General features: G+C 38.5%; 14 protein-coding genes. 13 read left to right on the plus strand and 1 reads right to left on the minus strand.

The window, feature by feature from the left end; translation table 11 throughout:
- Positions 1-10 precede the first annotated feature (10 nt).
- Positions 11-3,652, minus strand: coding sequence for a contractile injection system protein, VgrG/Pvc8 family (locus I6F47_RS06155; RefSeq protein WP_197183530.1), 3,642 nt, complete (start codon positions 3,650-3,652; stop codon positions 11-13).
- Between the two features lie 336 nt (positions 3,653-3,988).
- Between I6F47_RS06155 and I6F47_RS06160 the strand changes: the two genes are divergently transcribed.
- The 13 genes from I6F47_RS06160 (at position 3,989) to tssG (ending at position 19,291) form a co-directional block, all read left to right on the plus strand.
- A complete protein-coding gene (locus I6F47_RS06160) occupies positions 3,989-4,423 on the plus strand; it encodes a hypothetical protein (RefSeq protein WP_007584504.1) in 435 nt (144 codons plus the stop codon).
- A gap of 21 nt (positions 4,424-4,444) precedes the next feature.
- On the plus strand, positions 4,445-4,912 hold the full coding sequence (gene tssJ, locus I6F47_RS06165; RefSeq protein ID WP_007584502.1) for a type VI secretion system lipoprotein TssJ: 468 nt from the start codon (positions 4,445-4,447) through the stop codon (positions 4,910-4,912).
- Entirely contained in the window at positions 4,912-6,252 is a 1,341-nt protein-coding gene (gene tssK / locus I6F47_RS06170; RefSeq protein WP_165721761.1) for a type VI secretion system baseplate subunit TssK, read from the plus strand. Before tssJ ends, tssK begins: the two co-directional genes overlap by 1 nt.
- A 15-nt stretch (positions 6,253-6,267) precedes the next feature.
- Complete coding sequence (gene icmH / locus I6F47_RS06175; RefSeq protein WP_007584493.1) at positions 6,268-6,990, plus strand: type IVB secretion system protein IcmH/DotU; 723 nt, start codon at positions 6,268-6,270, stop codon at positions 6,988-6,990.
- Between the two features lie 8 nt (positions 6,991-6,998).
- Complete coding sequence (tssM, locus tag I6F47_RS06180; RefSeq protein WP_024592022.1) at positions 6,999-10,670, plus strand: type VI secretion system membrane subunit TssM; 3,672 nt, start codon at positions 6,999-7,001, stop codon at positions 10,668-10,670.
- A 10-nt stretch (positions 10,671-10,680) separates the two neighbouring features.
- Complete coding sequence (gene tagF / locus I6F47_RS06185) at positions 10,681-11,673, plus strand: type VI secretion system-associated protein TagF (protein ID WP_007584486.1); 993 nt, start codon at positions 10,681-10,683, stop codon at positions 11,671-11,673.
- Positions 11,670-13,241, plus strand: a complete 1,572-nt coding sequence (locus tag I6F47_RS06190) for a TssA family type VI secretion system protein (RefSeq protein ID WP_197183531.1) — start codon at positions 11,670-11,672, stop codon at positions 13,239-13,241. Before tagF ends, I6F47_RS06190 begins: the two co-directional genes overlap by 4 nt.
- Positions 13,242-13,317: 76 nt before the next feature.
- The gene (gene tssB / locus I6F47_RS06195) at positions 13,318-13,839 is read left to right on the plus strand and encodes a type VI secretion system contractile sheath small subunit (RefSeq protein ID WP_007584482.1); all 522 of its coding nucleotides are present in this window, start codon (positions 13,318-13,320) and stop codon (positions 13,837-13,839) included.
- A 10-nt stretch (positions 13,840-13,849) separates the two neighbouring features.
- Positions 13,850-15,376, plus strand: coding sequence for a type VI secretion system contractile sheath large subunit (tssC, locus tag I6F47_RS06200; RefSeq protein ID WP_007584480.1), 1,527 nt, complete (start codon positions 13,850-13,852; stop codon positions 15,374-15,376).
- Between the two features lie 245 nt (positions 15,377-15,621).
- The gene (locus tag I6F47_RS06205; protein ID WP_007584479.1) at positions 15,622-16,107 is read left to right on the plus strand and encodes an Hcp family type VI secretion system effector; all 486 of its coding nucleotides are present in this window, start codon (positions 15,622-15,624) and stop codon (positions 16,105-16,107) included.
- A 56-nt stretch (positions 16,108-16,163) separates the two neighbouring features.
- Complete coding sequence (tssE, locus tag I6F47_RS06210; protein ID WP_007584478.1) at positions 16,164-16,571, plus strand: type VI secretion system baseplate subunit TssE; 408 nt, start codon at positions 16,164-16,166, stop codon at positions 16,569-16,571.
- Between the two features lie 21 nt (positions 16,572-16,592).
- Positions 16,593-18,311, plus strand: coding sequence for a type VI secretion system baseplate subunit TssF (tssF, locus tag I6F47_RS06215; protein WP_165721758.1), 1,719 nt, complete (start codon positions 16,593-16,595; stop codon positions 18,309-18,311).
- Entirely contained in the window at positions 18,308-19,291 is a 984-nt protein-coding gene (tssG, locus tag I6F47_RS06220; protein WP_007584475.1) for a type VI secretion system baseplate subunit TssG, read from the plus strand. Before tssF ends, tssG begins: the two co-directional genes overlap by 4 nt.
- Positions 19,292-19,295: the final 4 nt, after the last annotated feature.

The raw sequence follows: 19,295 nt of genomic DNA on the forward strand, positions 1-19,295 counted from the left end.
TCTTAATTCTCTAAGGTAAAGGTTGTAATATTGCGCCAACTACAGTGCCACTTTCTTCAACAGCTTCAAGCACCAATTTTTTAATACCAGGTTCTTGATCTTCAATAGCATCCAATAAATCTTGCCCAAGTTGGCTTTTGTCATAATCCTTTGATTTTTTCATGCGATTAAGGTTCATTTTAATCCAGTCATCATCCATTTGCGTGAACCCCTTACTTGTTTTGCCAAGCTTAGCCCCAGGCCCCTTAGCTTCAACAATAAAATATTCGAGTACATTGTCGTCTTTATCACGCTTTGCCCATATTTGATCAACACCAGGGCCTGGTCCAAAACCAAGCTCCATTTTCGCAGGTGGTGGTGGCTTAGAGAAGTGTTTTGCCATATAGGTACTAGCTGCCCGCTCACCTTTAACTTCAGTGAGCTTAGCTTTAAAGGCTCCGATGCGGCGGTTAGAGTCGCCATTTTCTATTGCTTTGGCTAGTTTTTTCTTATATGCCGCTTCATAGTCCGCTAGGTTTTTGTAGTGAGCATCAAGAGCTGGGTTTCTTACCAGCTTAAGTGCTGCAGCCCCTTTTAAATCATTTCCTTTCGGCGCATCTAATTCATTCGCAACGGTCTTTTTAGGTTTGCCCACAATACCGGTGCTTTTCGGCGGCTCGAATTCATCGAGGGCTTTGTTTACGCGATTGCCAATCTCACTGGCTGCGCCTTTAACGCCTTGGTCTATTTTGGGCGCTATTTCATCAAGCTGTTTAATCGTGGCTTGCATGCCGTCTATGGCTAGTTGTGGCAGCAGTAGGTCGTATTGCCAACTTGTTGATATTTCGTGAAGTGTATCGCGCAGGCCTTTTATAAAGGCTTTTACTTCGCTGGCTGCTTGTTTGCCTAGGTCTTGCCAGTTTATTTTACGTAAATACTGAACGGGGTCGCCTTTGCCCAGCTTGCGAAGGACTGCAATTGCGGCTTCTATTGTGTCGCCGCTGTTTTTAATCACCACTTTACCGACGCCTTTTACCGCGGAGCCGAGCACAGGCACTAAACCTATCGCGGTGAGCGTAAAGGCTATCCAGCCATCACTGTCGTTGGCTTTATCGTCATCAGTCAGCAGCATTACATTGGCTAAAATATCCCGCACGTCCATGACTTGGTCAATAACCGGTATCATTGAAATAATACTGCCCACTACAATCTGTGCAGTGGTGGGGTCTTTATTAAAGTCGCCTTGCAGTGCCCCCCATAACCAATCACCTGCTTGGCTGGCTATGTTGCTTGCTTCATCAAGTGTTGCTGCTTGCCCAGCTCTGCTCATTTGTATGGCAGAGGCGGGGGTTATTCTTTTATAAAGTGGGTTTGGCGTTGCGTTATCTTGAGGCTCATATTCGCGCGTATCTTCCCCATACTGAATAGTAAACTGACCATTTGGTACATCGGTTAATTGCGCTATACCGTCTTCATCTAGCTGGCCTGTGCTTTGTGTTCCATCATCAAATTTAATTGTATAAGGTGCGTTTTTTACAGGGCTGCCATCTTGATAAACATAAAGCAAATCCACTACGCTTGACGTTGTTGCAGCAATACCGGAGTCATTAATGGTTATATCACTAATGCGGCTAATATTGGCAGGGCTTGCATTGCTTGGTGCCAGCGCTGTTTGTGGGCTAGTTATGTCGTAATCAACCGGGCCATCAAAGGTTATAAATGTGCCATCGAGTGTGAGTACGTTAGTGGCGGTAATATCAACATTACCTTGGCTGTCGAGTTTTATCTCGCCGCCTGCGTTGTGAATAATTAAATCGCCATTACCTGAGCCCGTAATGCTTATATTATTGTTTGTTTGTAAAAACGTAGAGCCATTAGGCACATTAAGCTTTAAGTCGCTGTTATTAGTTTTAAGGAGTATGTCGCTTTGTGCGTGCACTTTTACTGCACGTCCGGTGAGGAGTGATATTTCATTCTCGCTCGTAAGGGCCGCATTTTTACCACTGAAGGCTTGGCTGCCACCACTTTGATAATTTACATGGTTGTTATTTGTGGTTTGCGACACGGTATTTTTAACATCGATAAATTGATTGTTTTTAATAACAAACTGAACATTGTTTTGTTCGGTTTCAAGGCATAGGTCGCGCCCTGCGTGTAAATTTATAGTACCGAGTTGGCTTATCCATTGAATAAATTGGCGGCCTGATTTTATAGCATTTAATTCAATATAGTGCTCACTGGCGAGTGTTTGTAAGATGACTTTGGGTACATCTTTATCGTCATCGAACATGAGTTCATTTTGCGCTGCGCTTAATAAGCGATTATGTGTTGGGTTAGCGGCTGTAACTACGCTTGGCTGGTCGGCGTTTAGTGCAAAACCCATTATAAATGTATTATTTGGGTCGTTATTAATACACCCAATAAGTACCTCAGAGCCACCAACGAGTGGGAAGTGCCAGCCAGTGGCTTGAGGTTGATTTTCACAAGCATATAGCGCTAGTTTTTTTAGTGCAGGGCTTGATTGAATTACTGGGCGAGCTGTTTTATCAAACTCGGTACGAATACGGTATTGGCCATGTTCATCTACAAATGCATTACTTGTGAGAGATTCTACGGTTGCGGGGAATACCATGGGCTTAGGCGTGTGGGGCTCAGGCATTGCTTTGTAAGGTGTACCGCGCTCTATAAATTGCGCTACGCAGTGATAGTGCGTTTCACCTTCATGGCTGCTTTCGTCATTTGCTTGATTAAGGGTGTGATCTATTGCAATGCATAGCAAATCACCACTGGCAAACCCCATATTATCGTCAAGCGAAATTGAGCAGCCTGCAAATACATCAGATACATTACCCGTAAGCGTAACCAGTTTATTGTGTGTGGCTAATGCATTACTAAAGCTTTGTGTTTGTGCTGATGCTTCGGCGTCTGAGTTTGCAGCAGGCTCGAAAAAAGATTGACTGTTACTGGCTACTTTTTGGAATTGTCCATGGGCATTACTTTGCGCTGCATTATTATATAAGGTTTGTGTTACTTCACTGTGCATAAAGCCGACAAAGTTACCCCAGTACTGGGCGTTCATCCCCGCGTTTGCTTTAACTTCTAATACACCCGTACTTAAATAGGGGCTGTTGAGGTTGCTGTCACTTATAACAAGTGTTTCGGTGTTTGATTCACTTTCAATCCAGTAAAAAAGACCATGCTGAGACATCAAGCGATTAAAAAAGGCCCAGTCACTTTCCATTGCTTGCACACATTGCTTTAAATGCGGTAAGGCGGAGCTTGTCCTAAAAACGATTTGTCCTGATGAATAACCTGCTTTTTGTGCTAAGTAATTTAATACATCTTGTACGTTTACGGTAATAAAGACTTTACTGTTTGAGGTGTCTTTTAAGGTGGATAATCGATCTTGAATGTTTATTTTAAAGCGATGTAGATTGTTGAATACACCCATATTGGTTACAGATGTAATCAGGCCGCATTGTTCTCTATATCTTTTATTTTTATTAACAAAAATCACACTGGCATTAGCAAGTAGTATATCTGTATTAATTTTTACTGAAGATTCAACGGTGAGTGAATAACTAAAGCCTTTATTAATTTTTTCGTAGCCATGTAGGTAAGTAACATTAAAGTCTTTGTCATTAACCTTCAAAAAAAAATTAGATTTAGTCAAAACGTTGCAATCCCTGCTCGGTAAAATTAGTGGCGTAAACATACCTTTTTGTGTGTTAATGATCAACTGGATAATTGTAACTCTAAAAATAAATTGAATTATCTTTTTGATTGTTTCATAAATAGGGATTGTTTTGTTTTATTGCGTATTATTCATTTATAACTGTTTTTTAGAGTGTTTATTCTAATTCGTAAATCGCATTAATATTCTAATATTTTAAACCTTATATAGGTTGACAATAGAGGTTAGGTGTTTGTATTATGCGCCAAATAAATGGATTTATTACTAGCCTTAGACTAAGAGTTTTTTAGTTTAACTGATGACAAGGAGCATGTTGTGAATAAAAAAGAGTTTATAAATCAAATAAATAGCTTGTACTCCTTAGCTTGGTCACTTACTGCCAGCGTTTCTTCGCTACTAGACCAGGTAGGTATTCCTGCCCATCGCGTTTTTTCTGAAAATTCTATAGAACACTTTTTCTTTTTTTTAAATAATCCCCCTAAAAGCAATGGAAAAGTTACTTTAATTAACGGTGATGTATCTGTTTATATAAAAGAGCTTTCATTAATAAATACTAAGTTAATTACGTCTATAGATGATGTTGTTACGCAGTCTTTGTTAGTTGATTCTCAAGAGAAAAGCAGGACTAAGACTCTTTTAGGCTTTTTTAAAACTAATAAATGGTCTGATTGTGCGAATGTAAGATTCAATAAAGTTATTTGCCCAGTTTATGAAGCTACTCTTTGCAAAACTAATTTTAATTTTAAATAAAAATATTTATTGAGGTAAAAAATGCGCTTTATTTTAAATGCAATTATAGGTTTATCACTTTCTATAATATTAACTGGTTGTATGAGTACTAACGTAAGTTTAGATGTTAAGGCAACAGATAATTTAAATTTAAACCAATTTGATGAAGCGTTACCAGTGGTTTTAAAGGTATATCAACTGTCTGATATACAAACATTTAAAACAGCCACATTTGAAGAGTTATGGAAGTCAGATAAGTCAGTTTTAGCTAATAGTTTAATTACATTAGAAGAGCGAACAATTCACCCTTCTGAACAATCTAAAATTAAGTTTGAACAAGCTGAAAATGCAAAGTTTGTAGCTATTGTTGCTTTATTTAGAGATCGCAGTGGCGATAACTGGAAAGCGTATTATCCGCTTGCAGATGGCCCTGTTAAGTTGTCTACATCATTAGATGTTTTGGTTACCAATAATGAAGTTCAATTACCTGGCGTGGATAAGGCTGAGTAATGAATTTAAAAGCTCCCGCAAAGCCCGTTTGGGCTGAAGGTGTTTTGCTTGCCCAGCAACACTTTCAACTATTTGACGATTATCACGATCAAAATCAGATTGTACGTCAAGCGCTAATATCGCCATTGGCGTTCGGTTTACAGCATTTTGCTATTGATGAATCAGCACTTGCTCGCGGTATATTAAAAGTGACCAGTTTTAAATTACTTTTAGAAAATGGTCGCTTGCTTGATTTTGATCGACAGCATCAAGATGATTTAAAGCTTGAGCTCGATACTAACCATCAAGAGAGTGTTATTTATATTGCTATTGCTGCTAATAAAACAGTTAGCAATATTGAAGGTTATGCGGCCAGCGGGCAATTAAGTGCATATGAAGCGGATTATATTGATTTAGAAGATAATCATGATGCGTCGCGTAGTCGTGAGGTATTAGTTGCAAAGCCTAAATTTATATTACTGTCTGACTCAGATGTAAAAACTTATTTTGACACCATTGCATGTTTAAAAATAAGTCGCTCGGAAGATGGATCATTTGTTTTAAATAAACAGTTTGTGCCTCCTTTATTAAATATAAGTGCATCTGCTTATTTAACTGAGCTGTTAAATAGAACGGCTAATTTAGTTAATGCAAAAGTTAATGTGCTGCTTAGCAGACGTAAAAATTATGGCTCAGTTACTGACTTTGGGCCGAATGAAATGAATACATTTTTGTTACTTAATGCAATGGCTCCATCCGCCAAGCGTTTAGATCATCTTAAAAACTTGTCATTGGTCCATCCTGAACGTTTGTATTGTGAGCTTGTTGATTTAATTAGTTCAGTTTCAATGTTTGAGCACAGTGACTTAGTTAACCAAGTACCACCATACCAGCATAAAAATTTAAGCAATGTATTTGGTCAGCTTGATGGCCTATTAACTCGTTTACTTGAAGGGGTTGTACCTAAGAAAATGGTGGGCTTAAAACTTGAAAAAACCTCTAACGCTATTTATCAAGTTGCCACTATTGATTCTGCAACGTTTACTAACAACGACTTTTATTTAGCTGTGTATTTTGAATCTGAAGACACCAAATGGATTGAAACATTTAGTGATCAAGTAAAAGTTGGAGCAAGCGAAAAGCTCGATATCATGATTTCATCTGCTTTAGCGGGTGTGCAACTAACACATTGTCAGCGACCTCCAAATAAGCTGGCCATAAAAAGTGGTTATGAATACTTCAGGCTTGAGTCGCATGGTTTCATTTGGCAGCAAATTATTGAAGAGCAATCATTAAGCCTATTTGTACCATTTGGATTGCAAAGTGCACAAATTGAAATTGTTACCGTAGCACGTAATTAACGTTGAGTTGAAATTATGCAAGAAGCACAAAAAGAACAAGATTTAGTCGCGTGTATTTCGCCTGTAATTAATGCGCTAACACCATTAAAACTAAAGCAATCTACTAACTTAGAGCTTGAAGAGTTTAGAGAAAATTTACTTACTAGTTTTGATGACTATGAGCGTAATTGTTACTCGCAACAGGTAACAACAAGTTTAATGCAAGAAGTTAAGTTTGCTCTTACGGCTATGTGTGATGAATTTGTTATGAGTTCAGGTGCTCATTTTAGAATGGATTGGATGTCTCGACCGCTACAGCTTGAATTTTTTGGTAACAACCGAGCTGGTGAAGAATTTTTTGAACGTTTAGGTAAGTTGCGTACCGGCGGAGAGCAAAAGCTAGCTGCATTAGAGGTTTATTATATTTGTCTGCAGCTTGGCTTTGAAGGCATTTACAAAGTTAAAGGCATTGAGCAATTAAAAGCGTTAATTGTTGATGTTAGAGCTCAAATTGAAGATATAAAAGGAACACCGAGTTCTCAATTATCTGATAACGGTATACCTGCAGAAGGGTTTGCTATGAAGGTGGGGCGTAATATTCCTTACTGGGTGATTTTGGCTATTTGCTTGGGTTCTATTGCCTCATTATTTGCTGGATTTCATTATGTAATTAATAAGCAAGCAACGCAGAGTACTCAGGTAATAGACAACCAAATTGAAGTGCTGACTCAGCTCAATAAAACCAACGAAACACGATAGGTAACACAATGCAGGGAAGAGTTAATAAAAGCGGTTTAGTTCATTTTTTATTGGGCTTGGTATCATCGCGTGCAACGGGTCAACTTATTGGCTTTATAGCCGTTTTGAGTATTGTGTGGTTTGCCGGTCGCATGGTGGGTTTAGATACTACCGATAAAAAATTAATTGCGATGGGTGCTGTAACCGCTGTTTTTGTTTTATTTATTTTTATTCGTTGGTTATGGACTAAGCGCTCAGGCGATAAGTTAGCTTCTGAATTAGCAAGTCATAATGCCGGTTCGAGTGCTGAATTAAGCGAAATTAAAGAAAAGATGCAAGAAGCATTGGGATCTTTAAAAGCATCTCATTTAGGTGCGGGTTATCGTGGTAATACCGCTTTATACGCTTTGCCTTGGTATATGATTATTGGCCCTTCGGCTACAGGGAAAAGTACTTTATTTGCAAATTCGGGCTTACATTTTCCTTACTCTAATTCGAGTGAATTGCATATCCAAGGTTTTGGTGGAACGCGCAATTGTGACTGGTGGTTCTCAGATCAAGCTATTTTAATTGACACCGCTGGGCGTTACACAACTGAGCAGTCAGAAAATAAAGAGTGGTTGTCATTTTTAGCGCTCCTTAAAAAATATAGACCAAAACTGCCTATAAATGGTGTAATGGTGGCCATTAGTGTTGCAGATGTTTTAACTTCCGACAGTGAAGAAATTCGTCAACATGTAAAATTAGTGCGTGAGCGTATAGAAGAGCTAATTACCCAGCTTGGCGTTATTTTTCCTGTATATATCACTTTTACCAAAACTGACTTAATCAGTGGTTTTGAACCTTTTTTTAGTGACTTATCTGAAAAAGAGCGTGAGCAAGTATTTGGTGCGTACTTACTCGATATTAGTGAAGATCAAAAAAATGATCCTGCAGAAATGTTTGAAGTTCGTATGCAGGAGCTATATGAGCGACTGTGCGAGCAACGTTTAAGCAAAGTTGCACGAGAGCGCAACGAGCATCGTAAACAGCTAATACTTGATTTTCCTAATCAATTTCAATCAGCTTCAACTAAGTTAACTGAGTTTGTTAACTTACTGTTTAAGTCTAATCCATATCAAGAAGTTCCTTGGTTTGCTGGTGTTTATTTTACATCGGGCACGCAAGAAGGCACGCCTATTGAGCGTATTACTAATGGTGTACGAGATCAATTTGGTGCGGTTGTTGTTGACCAAAAACAAGAAAGCATTACTCAAAGTTATTTTATCAACCGCGTATTTAATGATGTTATTTTTAAACTACAGGATTTAACGCGAGGAAATAGAAAAAAACGGTTAGTAGGACGCTGGTTAAAAGGTTTAACAGTCACTTCAGGTTTGGCATCTATTGCAGCAATCACAGCACTCCTTATTACGTCGTACACAAGTAATCAATTATTACTTAATCAAGGTGAGTCACGCGTAAAAGCAGTTGTTGAAGCTAACGTAAGTAAGGCAAAAGATGAGCAGAAGCTTGCTGCTACGCTAGCGCTGTTTGAGCACTATGGTCAGCTTAAAACTTACGAAGATTCATTACCGTGGTACTTTATATTTGGTATTTATGAAGGTGATGAAACCTTAAGTAGTGTTGCAAATGTGCTATTTAATCAGATGAATCAGCTTATTACTTACCCAGGTGAAGAGCATTTACTTGCGCAAATAAAACAGTACGAAACACAATGGTTTGACAATGAAGGTGAAGCGAAAGCAACGATTCGTCAGCAGTATTACGATGCACTAAAAATGCATTTAATGATGAGTACGAACCCTGAGCATATTTCAACGGAGTTTGCTAAAGAGCAATTACTTAATTTTATAGCTGAGCATTTTCATATAGACATAAATGCACAAGAGCAAGCACCCATTTATACACAACTAAGTAGCTTAGTTGATATGTACTTACAAAATATGGGTAACGATATAGAGCAGCCAGGTAAAATTGCATTTTGGCAGGCTAACGAAACATCGATAGCGCTAGCGAGAGACAATTTAAATACCCAGCCAGAGGCTTTCCCGTTATATCAACAAGTAATTACAAGCTTTGCTGAACGTAAAAAGCCATTGTTATTAAACGATTTTATGATTTCTAAAAATCGTGATGTATTCAAAAGTAAGTATAAAATCCCGTATGTTTATACAAACTTAGGTTGGCAAGAATATGTATTCCCAGAGATTAAACGTATTTCACGTTTGGTGTTCTCTGGTGACTGGGTTATGGGTTCTAGCGATGAAAATGGTCAAAATGTTGTTGACGAAGCACAAGCTGAAACTTTGGCAAAGGCTATGCGTGCATATTACTTTAAAGACTACGGCAATACTTGGTTTGCTTTTATAGATAGCATAAAAGTGCCTGCATTTAGAGATCTAAACGATGCAAGTATTGATTTTGCACGCCTTTCATCGATGGATGGCCCTTTTAACGATTTAATGAAACTGATTAACGACAATATTACGCTCGCTGACGCTCCTTCAAAAAGCCAAGCTTCAATAGGTAAGACGGCTGCAGATGTTGCAAATAAATTAGCTTTAAACACGCCAACAATTACTCAAATGAGTACGGTTAGAGCGCCAGAGCTTGAAAGTCGATTTGCTGACTTAAGACGCTTTGCACAGCCTAATGAAGATAAGAATTCTTCTGATTACTTAAGACAATACATCAGTTCATTAAGTAGCATCCATTCAGACATTAAAGCAATGGCAGCGAGTAATGAAGATGATGCTCAAGCAATGATATTTGCGCAGGACTTACTTTCAGGTAATAGCCAAAGTAATGCATTACAGTCTTCGTGGATTATTATTGAGAGCCAAACTCGAGCACTAGACCCTCAAACCAAAGAAACGCTAGATAAGCTATTTAAGGCCCCGCTTCATGGTGGTATAGCGACTATCATGGCAAAAGCACGTACTCAGCTTAACCAAGAATGGGAAAACCAGGTTTATACTATGTATAACAGCAGTTTAGCTGGTAAATATCCATTTAACTTAACTGGCCCTGATGCTGCGATAGCTGATGTTTCTGAATTTTTAAATTCTGAATCAGGAATTTTATGGAGCTTTATTAACACCCAGCTCAAACCATTTATGAAAGTACGCCGCGGTGTGTGGGAAGAAAAACAATGGAATGGTGTAGGTATTGGTTTTAGCGCGCAATTACTTGATGGTTTAACTAAAGCAAATAAAGTAACTCGTTCGTTGTTTTCTAGTGGTGCCGACAGTGCTGGTTTTACTTTTCAGATGATGCCTGTTCCACACCGAGGTATTCGTGAAACATACTTAGGCTTTAGTGAGCAAGGTTATCGCTACCGCAATGAGCCTGAAGAATGGCGTAATTTTTCGTGGCCTGGTCGAGGGGCTGCAGAGAAAGCGGTTCTGTATGGTTTAGATAATAAAGGGCGTCGTATTTCTATCGAGCAAGACGGACCTTGGGCACTACTAAAAGTGCTTAACTCAGCCAGTGTTAAGTGGATTAAAGGCACAGAATTTTTAGCAACATGGGAATTAAAAGATAAATCTGATGAGGTGTTAACAGTCCAGTTTTCTCTTAAATCAGGACGCAACAGCGGTATATTTTCAAAATACATGCTTACATCGTTTGCATTGCCAAGTTCTTTGTTTTCACAAAGCCCTAGCTTGGCTCAATCGCAGTCGCGAACAATGCAATAGGCCGCTAGCAATGTTTAATTTATTTACTAAAAAGAAAACACCGACACTGGTTAAGCAACACAGCTTTGGTTTTATGGGTAAAACACCAATAAGACCAGACTTTGTAAAGCTTAATATTTCATCTAGAGAATCGGTTGGATTTGATCATTGGTTGCAAGAGGGCTTTGCACATTTAAACCGTGGTAGAAAAACAACGGATACAAGCCACCTGAATGGAACTAAGTCGTTGTTCTTTATATCTGGCAATGCGGATGATGGTGGTTTACTTGGCGTTTTGCAGCCAAGTAAAGATAGCAGTGGTCGGTTTTACCCATTTAGCTCTTTTGTACATAGTGGGCTTGATACATATAAGCGACATCCTGCTTTTCTATTTTTATTTGCAAGCCAAGTAATAGAGCACCTTTTAGGTGTAAATGAAAATATTAAACAAGCTGCCAGTATTAATGAAATGGAGCAAAAAGCACAAGATTATAACCGTGTAGCTGATGCACTTAAACAGCAACCAAATTTAACTCTAGAGCTTGATAAACTTAGAACTATTCCGATGAGCGTTTTTTGGCAGCATTTAGGCCTGAACGATATTGCTAAAAGAGCAATTTTAATTGAAGAGCTATCGGCTGTGCTTAAATCTATCGCTAATAGAGGGTGTTTAAGAAGTCAGTTTGGTATTCGCCTACCAATGCCTAGTTTTAGTCATGAAAGTGCCTTAGTTGCCGGGTTTTGGTTGCACTTAGTTGCATCTATGGTGGCAGATCATAATTGGCAGCCTTGGTTTTTTTATCAGTTAGGTGATGAGAATCAAGCGCCAAGCTTAACTATTTTTTGTAGGCCTATTCCAGCGTCATACTTTAATAGTGTGTGGGAATACGATAAAAAAACAAACGATATTGTTGATCTATGTAATTTAAAAGTAGAAAAACAGCCGTCTTCACAAACACTTAATTTTGCTGATATGGATAACGTGAGTGTTTACGATGCACTTCGTCGTTGGTGTAAATCATGAGTAATAAAGCGCCGCATACACATACCACCTGGATTGAATGGCTTGAAGCATTAAGTGCTCCTCTGCCGGGGAACAAGTGTGGAGAAGATTTAAAATATGAAGAAACATTTAAAGCATTAAAAGCATCTTCATCAGGAGTGGGGGAAGTTGACTTTAAAGTGATGTTTATACAAGCATCCGATTTACTCAACACTCAAAGTAAAGATTTACGCATAGTAAGTTATTTAGCACTAGCTGCAACAAGTGAGTTTGGGGTTACAGGTTTAACGCATACGTTATTGTTATTTAATCGTTTGTTGACTACTTATACGGATGAGGTACACCCACTAAAAGCCAGAATGCGCGCTGCAGTTAATACATGGTTTTTACAACAGCAAGAACGTTTAAAGGGTGTTGCCCAAGGGCATGATACAAACGCTGAACAATGGCCTGAACTTATAGCTGCCTTGACTCAATACAATGAGCATTGTGTTGCGTTATTAGACAACGAATCTGGCCCTCTATCGACTTTGAATGAGTGGGCTAAAGAACAAGAAAAACGAAACCCAGTGCCTGTAGCTGAACCAGAGCAAGAAGAAAAAGCGATTAGCACAGAGCAAAAATTAGCTGAGAATTCAGCTGTAACGGCTCCAAAATCAGAAACTAATAATTCGGCACCAGCCGCAGTTGCTAGCCAGGTTAGTATTGGTAATGCTGATATTGCCTCAGATACAGCGTATTTAAGTGCGGTTAGGCAGCTACTTAACTTTGATAAAGAACAAAATAACATTGAACGAGTAATAAAGTTATCGCGAGCTGCACGTTGGACAAGATTGGCATTACCGGCTAACGAAAATGGAAAAACGCGTTTACCCGCTCCTAGAGCTGCAGCATTTGCTCCAATTGAAAATGCATTGGCAAGTGAGCAACCTGAACAAGCTTTAAATTTAGCCGAAGGGTTGTTTATGGAAGGGGCTATGCAATTTAATTTAAATCTCCAAGTGCTTAGTTTAAATGCATTAAAAAAATTAAATAAATTGCCGCTTGTTCATTGGCTTGAGCAACAATTAGTTAATTTAAATGAGCAGTTTCCTGCTTTAGTTTCCCTACAGTATGACGATGGAAGTCCGTTGTGTTCATCTGTAAATAAAGAGTTTTTAAAAGAGTTATCACATTCTGCAAAAACAGAGTCTGTTAGCTCTCAAAGTAGTGCGTTTGATGAGCATTATAGCGAGTTAATACAAGACGTCGAAAAAGGGCTGTTATCGACGGCATTAATTAAAGTCGATCAAATAAATATTTTAAACGATTTTGATAAAGCTCAAGCGCAATTATTAAAGGCAAAATTATTAATAAAAGCTGAGCATTACGAACATGCTTTAGCATTATTAAACGTGTTACTAAAACAAATAAAAGCGCATGACTTAGCGCAATGGCAACAATGTTTTTGCATGGAAGTATGGCGATTTTCCAAGCAGTGTTATGCAAGTTTGTCACAAACGCCAGAAGATGAAATGAGTTTAGCTGCTAAACATATTAGTCAGCAAATGATGGTAACTAACCCTGCACAAGCATTAGCGTGGGTTTAGTTACAAGGGCTTGACTAATATGTCGAGGTTTAATTGGAATTGAGTCGGTAGATAACCAAACTGCAAAGGAAAAAACATGAGTGATACATTTCAAAAAGAGATCCCCAGAGCTCGGATCAATATTTCGTTAGAGCTTGATACAGATGGCGCTTCACAAAAAAGTGAATTGCCATTAAAGATGCTAGTAATTGGTGACTACTCAAATGGTCAAAATAGCCAAGAACTATCTGAACGTGAGCGCGTAACAATTAATAAAAATAATATTGAGCAAGTGCTTAAAGATATGGCGCCTAAAGCGAACTTTCAGGTAGCGAACAAAATTAAAGGTGACGGCGAAATTAACGTAAACCTTGAGTTTGATTCTTTTAAATCGTTTGACCCAGAATCAGTTGCTTCTCAAGTGCCAGAGCTTAATAAAATGATGGCTATGCGTAATTTACTTCGCGACCTTAAATCTAATTTATTAGATAACTCATCACTTCGTAAAGAATTAGAGCGTGTTTTACAAAATCAGCCAGAGCTAGATGAGTTAAAAGCTAAACTGGATGAAATTGCGCCGCTAGCGTCTGAAGATGAAAAACAACCAATAACTGAATAAGGAGATTACCATGTCAATGCAAGAACAATTAAATGTTGCCGCGCATACCACGGAGCAAGCTCCTTTATCCACTTATGAAAATATATGTGGAATGGTTGATATTTCTCCAGTTGCAGATGAAATCAAACTTGATTCATTTAGAGATGCAAGCAACCTAGCTGAAACTCGTGCAAATGAGCGCTTAACAGCAGCTATAAATGTATTTTTAGATATGGCTAGCAGTAGTGGCCAAGAAGTAACTCGAATTGATAAATTACTTTTAGATGATTACATCGCAAAAGTAGACATTATTATTTCTCAGCAGTTAGATCAAATTTTACATCACCCAAATTTTCAAAAAATGGAATCAGCATGGCGCTCGTTACGTTACTTAATTAACCGTACGCCTAACAATGCCAACATTAAAATTGAAATGCTTGATGTAGATAAAGAAACTCTAAGAGATGATTTTGAAGAGGCGCCTGATACAACTCAATCTGCATTATATAAACATGTATATACTTCAGATTACGATACGCCAGGTGGTGAGCCAGTATCAACAATGGTTTCGAACTTTGAGTTTGATTGTTCTGCGCCCGATGTATCGTTACTGCAAGAGATATCTCGTGTATCTGCGGCAGCGCATTGTCCGTTTATGGGCAGTGTTGGTCCTAAGTTTTTTCTTAAAGACTCATTGGAAGAAGTATCTAAAATCCAAGATTTGGGTTCTTACATGGAGCGCGCTGAGTTTCTTCGTTGGAAAAACTTCCGTGAATCAGAAGACTCTCGCTACATTGGTTTAGCATTCCCGCGCTTTTTACTACGTCTGCCTTATGGTGAGACAAATCCACTTCGTAACTTTAATTACCAAGAAGATGTAAGTGCGCAGCATCATGAACGTTATTTGTGGGGTAATGCAACATTTGCATTTGCTGCAAATATCATCCGTAGTTTCCATGATAATGGTTGGGCTGTAAATATTCGTGGGCCGCAATCAGGTGGTAAAGTTGAAAATCTTCCGCTGCATTCATTTGAAGCTGGTAAAGGATCAGAAACTAAAATTCCAACTGAAGTACTTATTTCTGAAACTAAAGAACTTGAGTTTGCTAACCAAGGATTTATTCCACTTAGTTACTATAAAAATTCAGATTTTGCATGTTTCTTCTCTGCTAATAGTGCGCAGAAGCCACAGGTATTAGAAACAAATGAAGCAACAGCTAATGCAAGAATTAACTCACGCTTACCATATATTTTCTTAGTATCGCGTATTGCGCATTACTTAAAAGTTTTACAGCGTGAAAATATTGGTTCAAGTAAACCTCGCCATGAATTAGAGCAGCAGCTTAATGATTGGCTTGGCGCATTAGTAACTAAAATGAACAACCCAGATGAATCTCTTATTGCTACGCATCCACTAAAAGATGCAAAAGTAACTGTAGCAGAAATTCCAGGTAACCCTGGTTACTACAGAGTAAGTACGTACATTGTTCCTCATTTCCAAGTTGAAGGGATTGATGTTCGTTTAGCGCTAGTAGGGCAAATGCCTGGCGAAAAATGAACTGCTACGCCGCCAATGAAACGGATTTAAGTACTATCAAATGCGTCAATTTGGTGAGTAGTTGGCAGGTGTACATAAAGGATTAAGACTTATAGTCTAAAAAATTGCCCCAAGTTGGTTGCATCCAACTTGGGACATATTCCCCAGTGGCATGAAGCAGAGGGCTTTTTGGGGGGCATAAATATTACTGTTTATGCCAATGCCAACTAACAGGAAACACTTCATTCTAAAAGGAGAATAATGAAATGGCAATTCCAGCGTACATGTGGTTAAAGGATGACCAAGGTAATGACATCAAAGGTTCTGTAACTGTTGCAGAGCGTGAAGGTTCAATTGAGATCCTACACTTTGATCATGAACTTCGTATTCCTACGGATAACGATACAGGTGAACTTACAGGTACTCGTAAGCATGAACCTTTTGTAATTACAAAAGCTGTTGATGCGGCTACGCCGTACTTGTACAAAGCGTGTTCAAACGGTCAAACACTTAAGCAATTAGAGCTTAAATGGTACCGTATTGATGACACAGGGACTGAGCGTGAATATTTCTGCCACAAGTTGGAAGATGTAAAGATCACTTCGATCTCACCAACAATGCATAACGTTAAAGACTTAGACAAGGAGCGTTACCCGCACCTTGAAACAGTTTGTCTACGTTACAAACGCATTACTTGGACTTACTTAGATGGCAACATCGAGTTCTCTGACTCTTGGACTGAAGGTCGTTAATTAGTCAGTAATTTTGAAGGATATGCGCAAGCATATCCTTTTATTGAGATCTAAATATGGCGTTATTCGATTTTTTAACTCAACCAGTTACACGCAATGGTCATCATGGTTTTCAAACTGATGAGCAAGTCAGTGTGTGCAAGCATTTAAATGAGCTTTTAAATGCAAGAAGAGGAGTGCTGAAGCACTTGTCTGACTATGGTTTGCCCGATGTAGAAGATATTTACGAGGGGTTACCATACTCACAACACACGTTAGCGTTTGAGGTTAAAAAATTGATAGAAAAGTACGAACCACGCGTACGATATGCAAATGTAACACCTGTTGAAATTAAAGAAGATAATTGTGTAATAAGGCTAGATATTCAAGCTTTTTTAACGAGCGGGCAAAGTATCAAGTTAAATACCCGTTTTGAATCTGGCGGTAAAGCAGACGTTATACAACATGCAAAAAACACTAACTAATGTTATTTAAAGGATTGATGAATGCAGCAATATTTTGATGCACAAATGCGCTTGTTAACCCAAGCTGGTAAGCAGTTTGCTCAGTTTTATCCTGAGCATGCAGGAATGCTTAACATTGATGCATTAAAAGATAGAGACCCTCATATTGAGCGCTTATTAGAAGGCGTAGCGTATTTAACTGCCCATACTCAAAAGCGTTTAGATGAGTCAGTACCTGAAGTTTCAGAGCAAGTGCTGCGTCAACTGTGTCCAATACTCCTAAGTTATTATCCTTCTAGTACTGTGGTGCAATTTAAGCCTAAATTGGCTATGCAAAAAACACATTCCATTTCAAAAGGTTTACAGCTTAATCCGCCTAAAGCAAAGGCCGATAATAAAAAAATAATTTTTAGCACAACTCACGGTTTAGACGTTGTCCCATTAGATGTTGAGCATGTTCGATATCAAGAGTCGCACTTAGGTGCAGAGCTACGAATAGGGCTTAAGTTTGTATGCCAAGGTGAACGCAGTAATTTTGATTTATCTAAACTAAACTTTTATTTACGTGGCGATACACCATTATGCAGTGCTTTATTTCAATTATTAAAAACACCTAATAAACAAGCAGAACTTGATTTTGGTGCTAACCATTTTGAGTTCAACAAAAAGTTAAAAGCAAAAGGTTGCAGCGCTACTTATTTAGATATAGATGGCGCTTTACTCCCTAGTGCAGCTAAAAGCCATCCTGGATATGCACTATTACTTGATTATTTTAATGCAAAAGATAGGTTTTATTTTTTAACATTTGATGGTTTAAAAGACGAAGAGTTTCCTGAACATATTGACCGTTTTGAAATCGTATTTAGGGGTGATAATAAATTACCGCCGGGTCATCAGTTAAGTAAAGAGAACATTTTAATCAATTGCGTGCCAGCAGTTAATTTATTTAGCCAAGCTGCAGAGCCAATTAAAATAGAGCCAAACAGAACTGATTATATGATAAGTGCAGATCAGGCACGTTTTGACCACGTTTTTAGTTATACGGTAGATGCAGTTGCAGGTCGAAACTCTATAACCGGGCAATCGTATGATTACACTCCTCGTTATCAAAGCGTATTTGAAGACGAAAAAAAGCTATTTACTGTGCTCACAAAAGACGTAGGTGCAGCAGCCCCGACTCATTATTTACAGCTTCCTTTTAATTTAGAAGATGAAAAAGAAACTCTATCAGTTGATTTAACCTCTTTTAATGCCGGTTGGCCTCGTCAGCTTTTGCAAGAGGGAGACTTGAACGAAGGCGGAAAAGACATGCCGAGCATCGTTGAGGTTAAAAATGTTATACGGCCAACTAATTATTTAGCATGTCCAAGTCAGCCAAAACACTGGCAGCTTATTAGCTTATTAAATGTAAAGTTTTCACAAATTACGCAAGTTACAGAACTAAAAAGATTACTAGTGTTATTTGATTGGTCTAATAAAGCTGAGAATCGATTACGAATTGAAAGCATTTTAAAAATAACAGCAACGCCGATCAGCCAAATTAAACGCGGAATATTTATCAAAGGTGTTGATGTACTTATTGATATTGATGAAAGTAAATTTGTTGGTGATGCTGATTTATATCATTTTTGTAATGTATTACATGAATTCTTTTTAATGTATGCCCCTATAAATGAAAGCGTACAAACGCGTGTTAATGCAATTCCTAGTTATAAATCGTGGAGTTGGGATATTGAACCGGGTAAGAGTTATCAGCTATGAGTTACGCTGATAAAAATCATGCGCACCCAGTTTGGTCTAAGTTACCCGCGCCAATAGAACTACTTATTGAGCAGCCTTGGCGGTTTAACTTATTTAAAGCGATGAGCTTAATAGAAAAACATTGGGCCGCACCTCAAGAGCTAGAGCAAGGGATTAGTAACAGAGTTGTTTTTAAACCTTTTAAAGAGCTTGGTTTTCCGGCTACTGATGTACGCGAATGTGTATTAGAGAATGATGGCAGAGGAAGATTAAGCTTATCGACCTCTTTTTTAGGTTTGTATGGTGTAGATGCACCCATGCCACACTATGTATTAGAGCAAGCAGCAAGTGATGAGCAAAGCGGTGACCGCGTTCGTCAGTTTTTAGATATATTTAATCATGTACTTTATTGCCAACTTTTTCAGGCCTGGAAAAAGTCGCAAATTAATATAGCAGGCAGAGGCGCGAGCCAATTTGATGGGTTAGTTGAATCTATTTTACTGGGAAAAACTGATCAAAAAATTCAGTGTGGTATTGCAAGTTTAAAGCAAACTAGCGCTGCTGGCTTAGCGCAGCTTCTTAAACATAGTTTAAATATAGACACGCTAAAAGTTGACGACACACGAGCAAATTGGCAAAAAATAGATACACCAAGTTCAATCGGCGAAGAAAACCAAATGGTTTTAGGCAGCTCTGCAGTACTTGGCACGAAGGTATTAGTTAGCGGAAGTATTTTAACAATAGATATAGGTCCAGTTAATAGTGATACAGCCATGAGTTTAACGCCAAGAAGCGAAGAAGGTATAAAAATGGCTGCACTTCTGACTGCGCATTTACCAAGTAATGTAGAGTGGGTTTGCCAAATAAAAGTAGCTAATGAGGCTGTTGCCGAACAAGCTTTAGGTCAGCAACCGCTAGTACTTGGACATAATTCATATTTAGGGGCCGCAGCTGCAAATACAACAACACATAGCTACAGCCATCAACAGTATAAACACTAAGGAA

The sequence above is a fragment of the Pseudoalteromonas sp. NZS37 genome (assembly GCF_015864265.1).
GTDB classification, from domain to species: Bacteria; Pseudomonadota; Gammaproteobacteria; order Enterobacterales; family Alteromonadaceae; genus Pseudoalteromonas; species Pseudoalteromonas arctica.

Excerpts from the sequence above, each read along its gene's own strand:
- tssB (WP_007584482.1), top strand. The coding sequence starts at position 13,318 with ATGAGTGATACATTTCAAAAAGAGATCCCCAGAGCTCGGATCAATATT.
- tssE (WP_007584478.1), top strand. The coding sequence starts at position 16,164 with ATGGCGTTATTCGATTTTTTAACTCAACCAGTTACACGCAATGGTCAT.
- tssC (WP_007584480.1), top strand. The coding sequence starts at position 13,850 with ATGTCAATGCAAGAACAATTAAATGTTGCCGCGCATACCACGGAGCAA.
- I6F47_RS06190 (WP_197183531.1), top strand. The coding sequence starts at position 11,670 with ATGAGTAATAAAGCGCCGCATACACATACCACCTGGATTGAATGGCTT.
- tagF (WP_007584486.1), top strand. The coding sequence starts at position 10,681 with ATGTTTAATTTATTTACTAAAAAGAAAACACCGACACTGGTTAAGCAA.
- I6F47_RS06205 (WP_007584479.1), top strand. The coding sequence starts at position 15,622 with ATGGCAATTCCAGCGTACATGTGGTTAAAGGATGACCAAGGTAATGAC.
- tssF (WP_165721758.1), top strand. The coding sequence starts at position 16,593 with ATGCAGCAATATTTTGATGCACAAATGCGCTTGTTAACCCAAGCTGGT.
- icmH (WP_007584493.1), top strand. The coding sequence starts at position 6,268 with ATGCAAGAAGCACAAAAAGAACAAGATTTAGTCGCGTGTATTTCGCCT.
- tssM (WP_024592022.1), top strand. The coding sequence starts at position 6,999 with ATGCAGGGAAGAGTTAATAAAAGCGGTTTAGTTCATTTTTTATTGGGC.
- tssK (WP_165721761.1), top strand. The coding sequence starts at position 4,912 with ATGAATTTAAAAGCTCCCGCAAAGCCCGTTTGGGCTGAAGGTGTTTTG.
- tssG (WP_007584475.1), top strand. The coding sequence starts at position 18,308 with ATGAGTTACGCTGATAAAAATCATGCGCACCCAGTTTGGTCTAAGTTA.
- tssJ (WP_007584502.1), top strand. The coding sequence starts at position 4,445 with ATGCGCTTTATTTTAAATGCAATTATAGGTTTATCACTTTCTATAATA.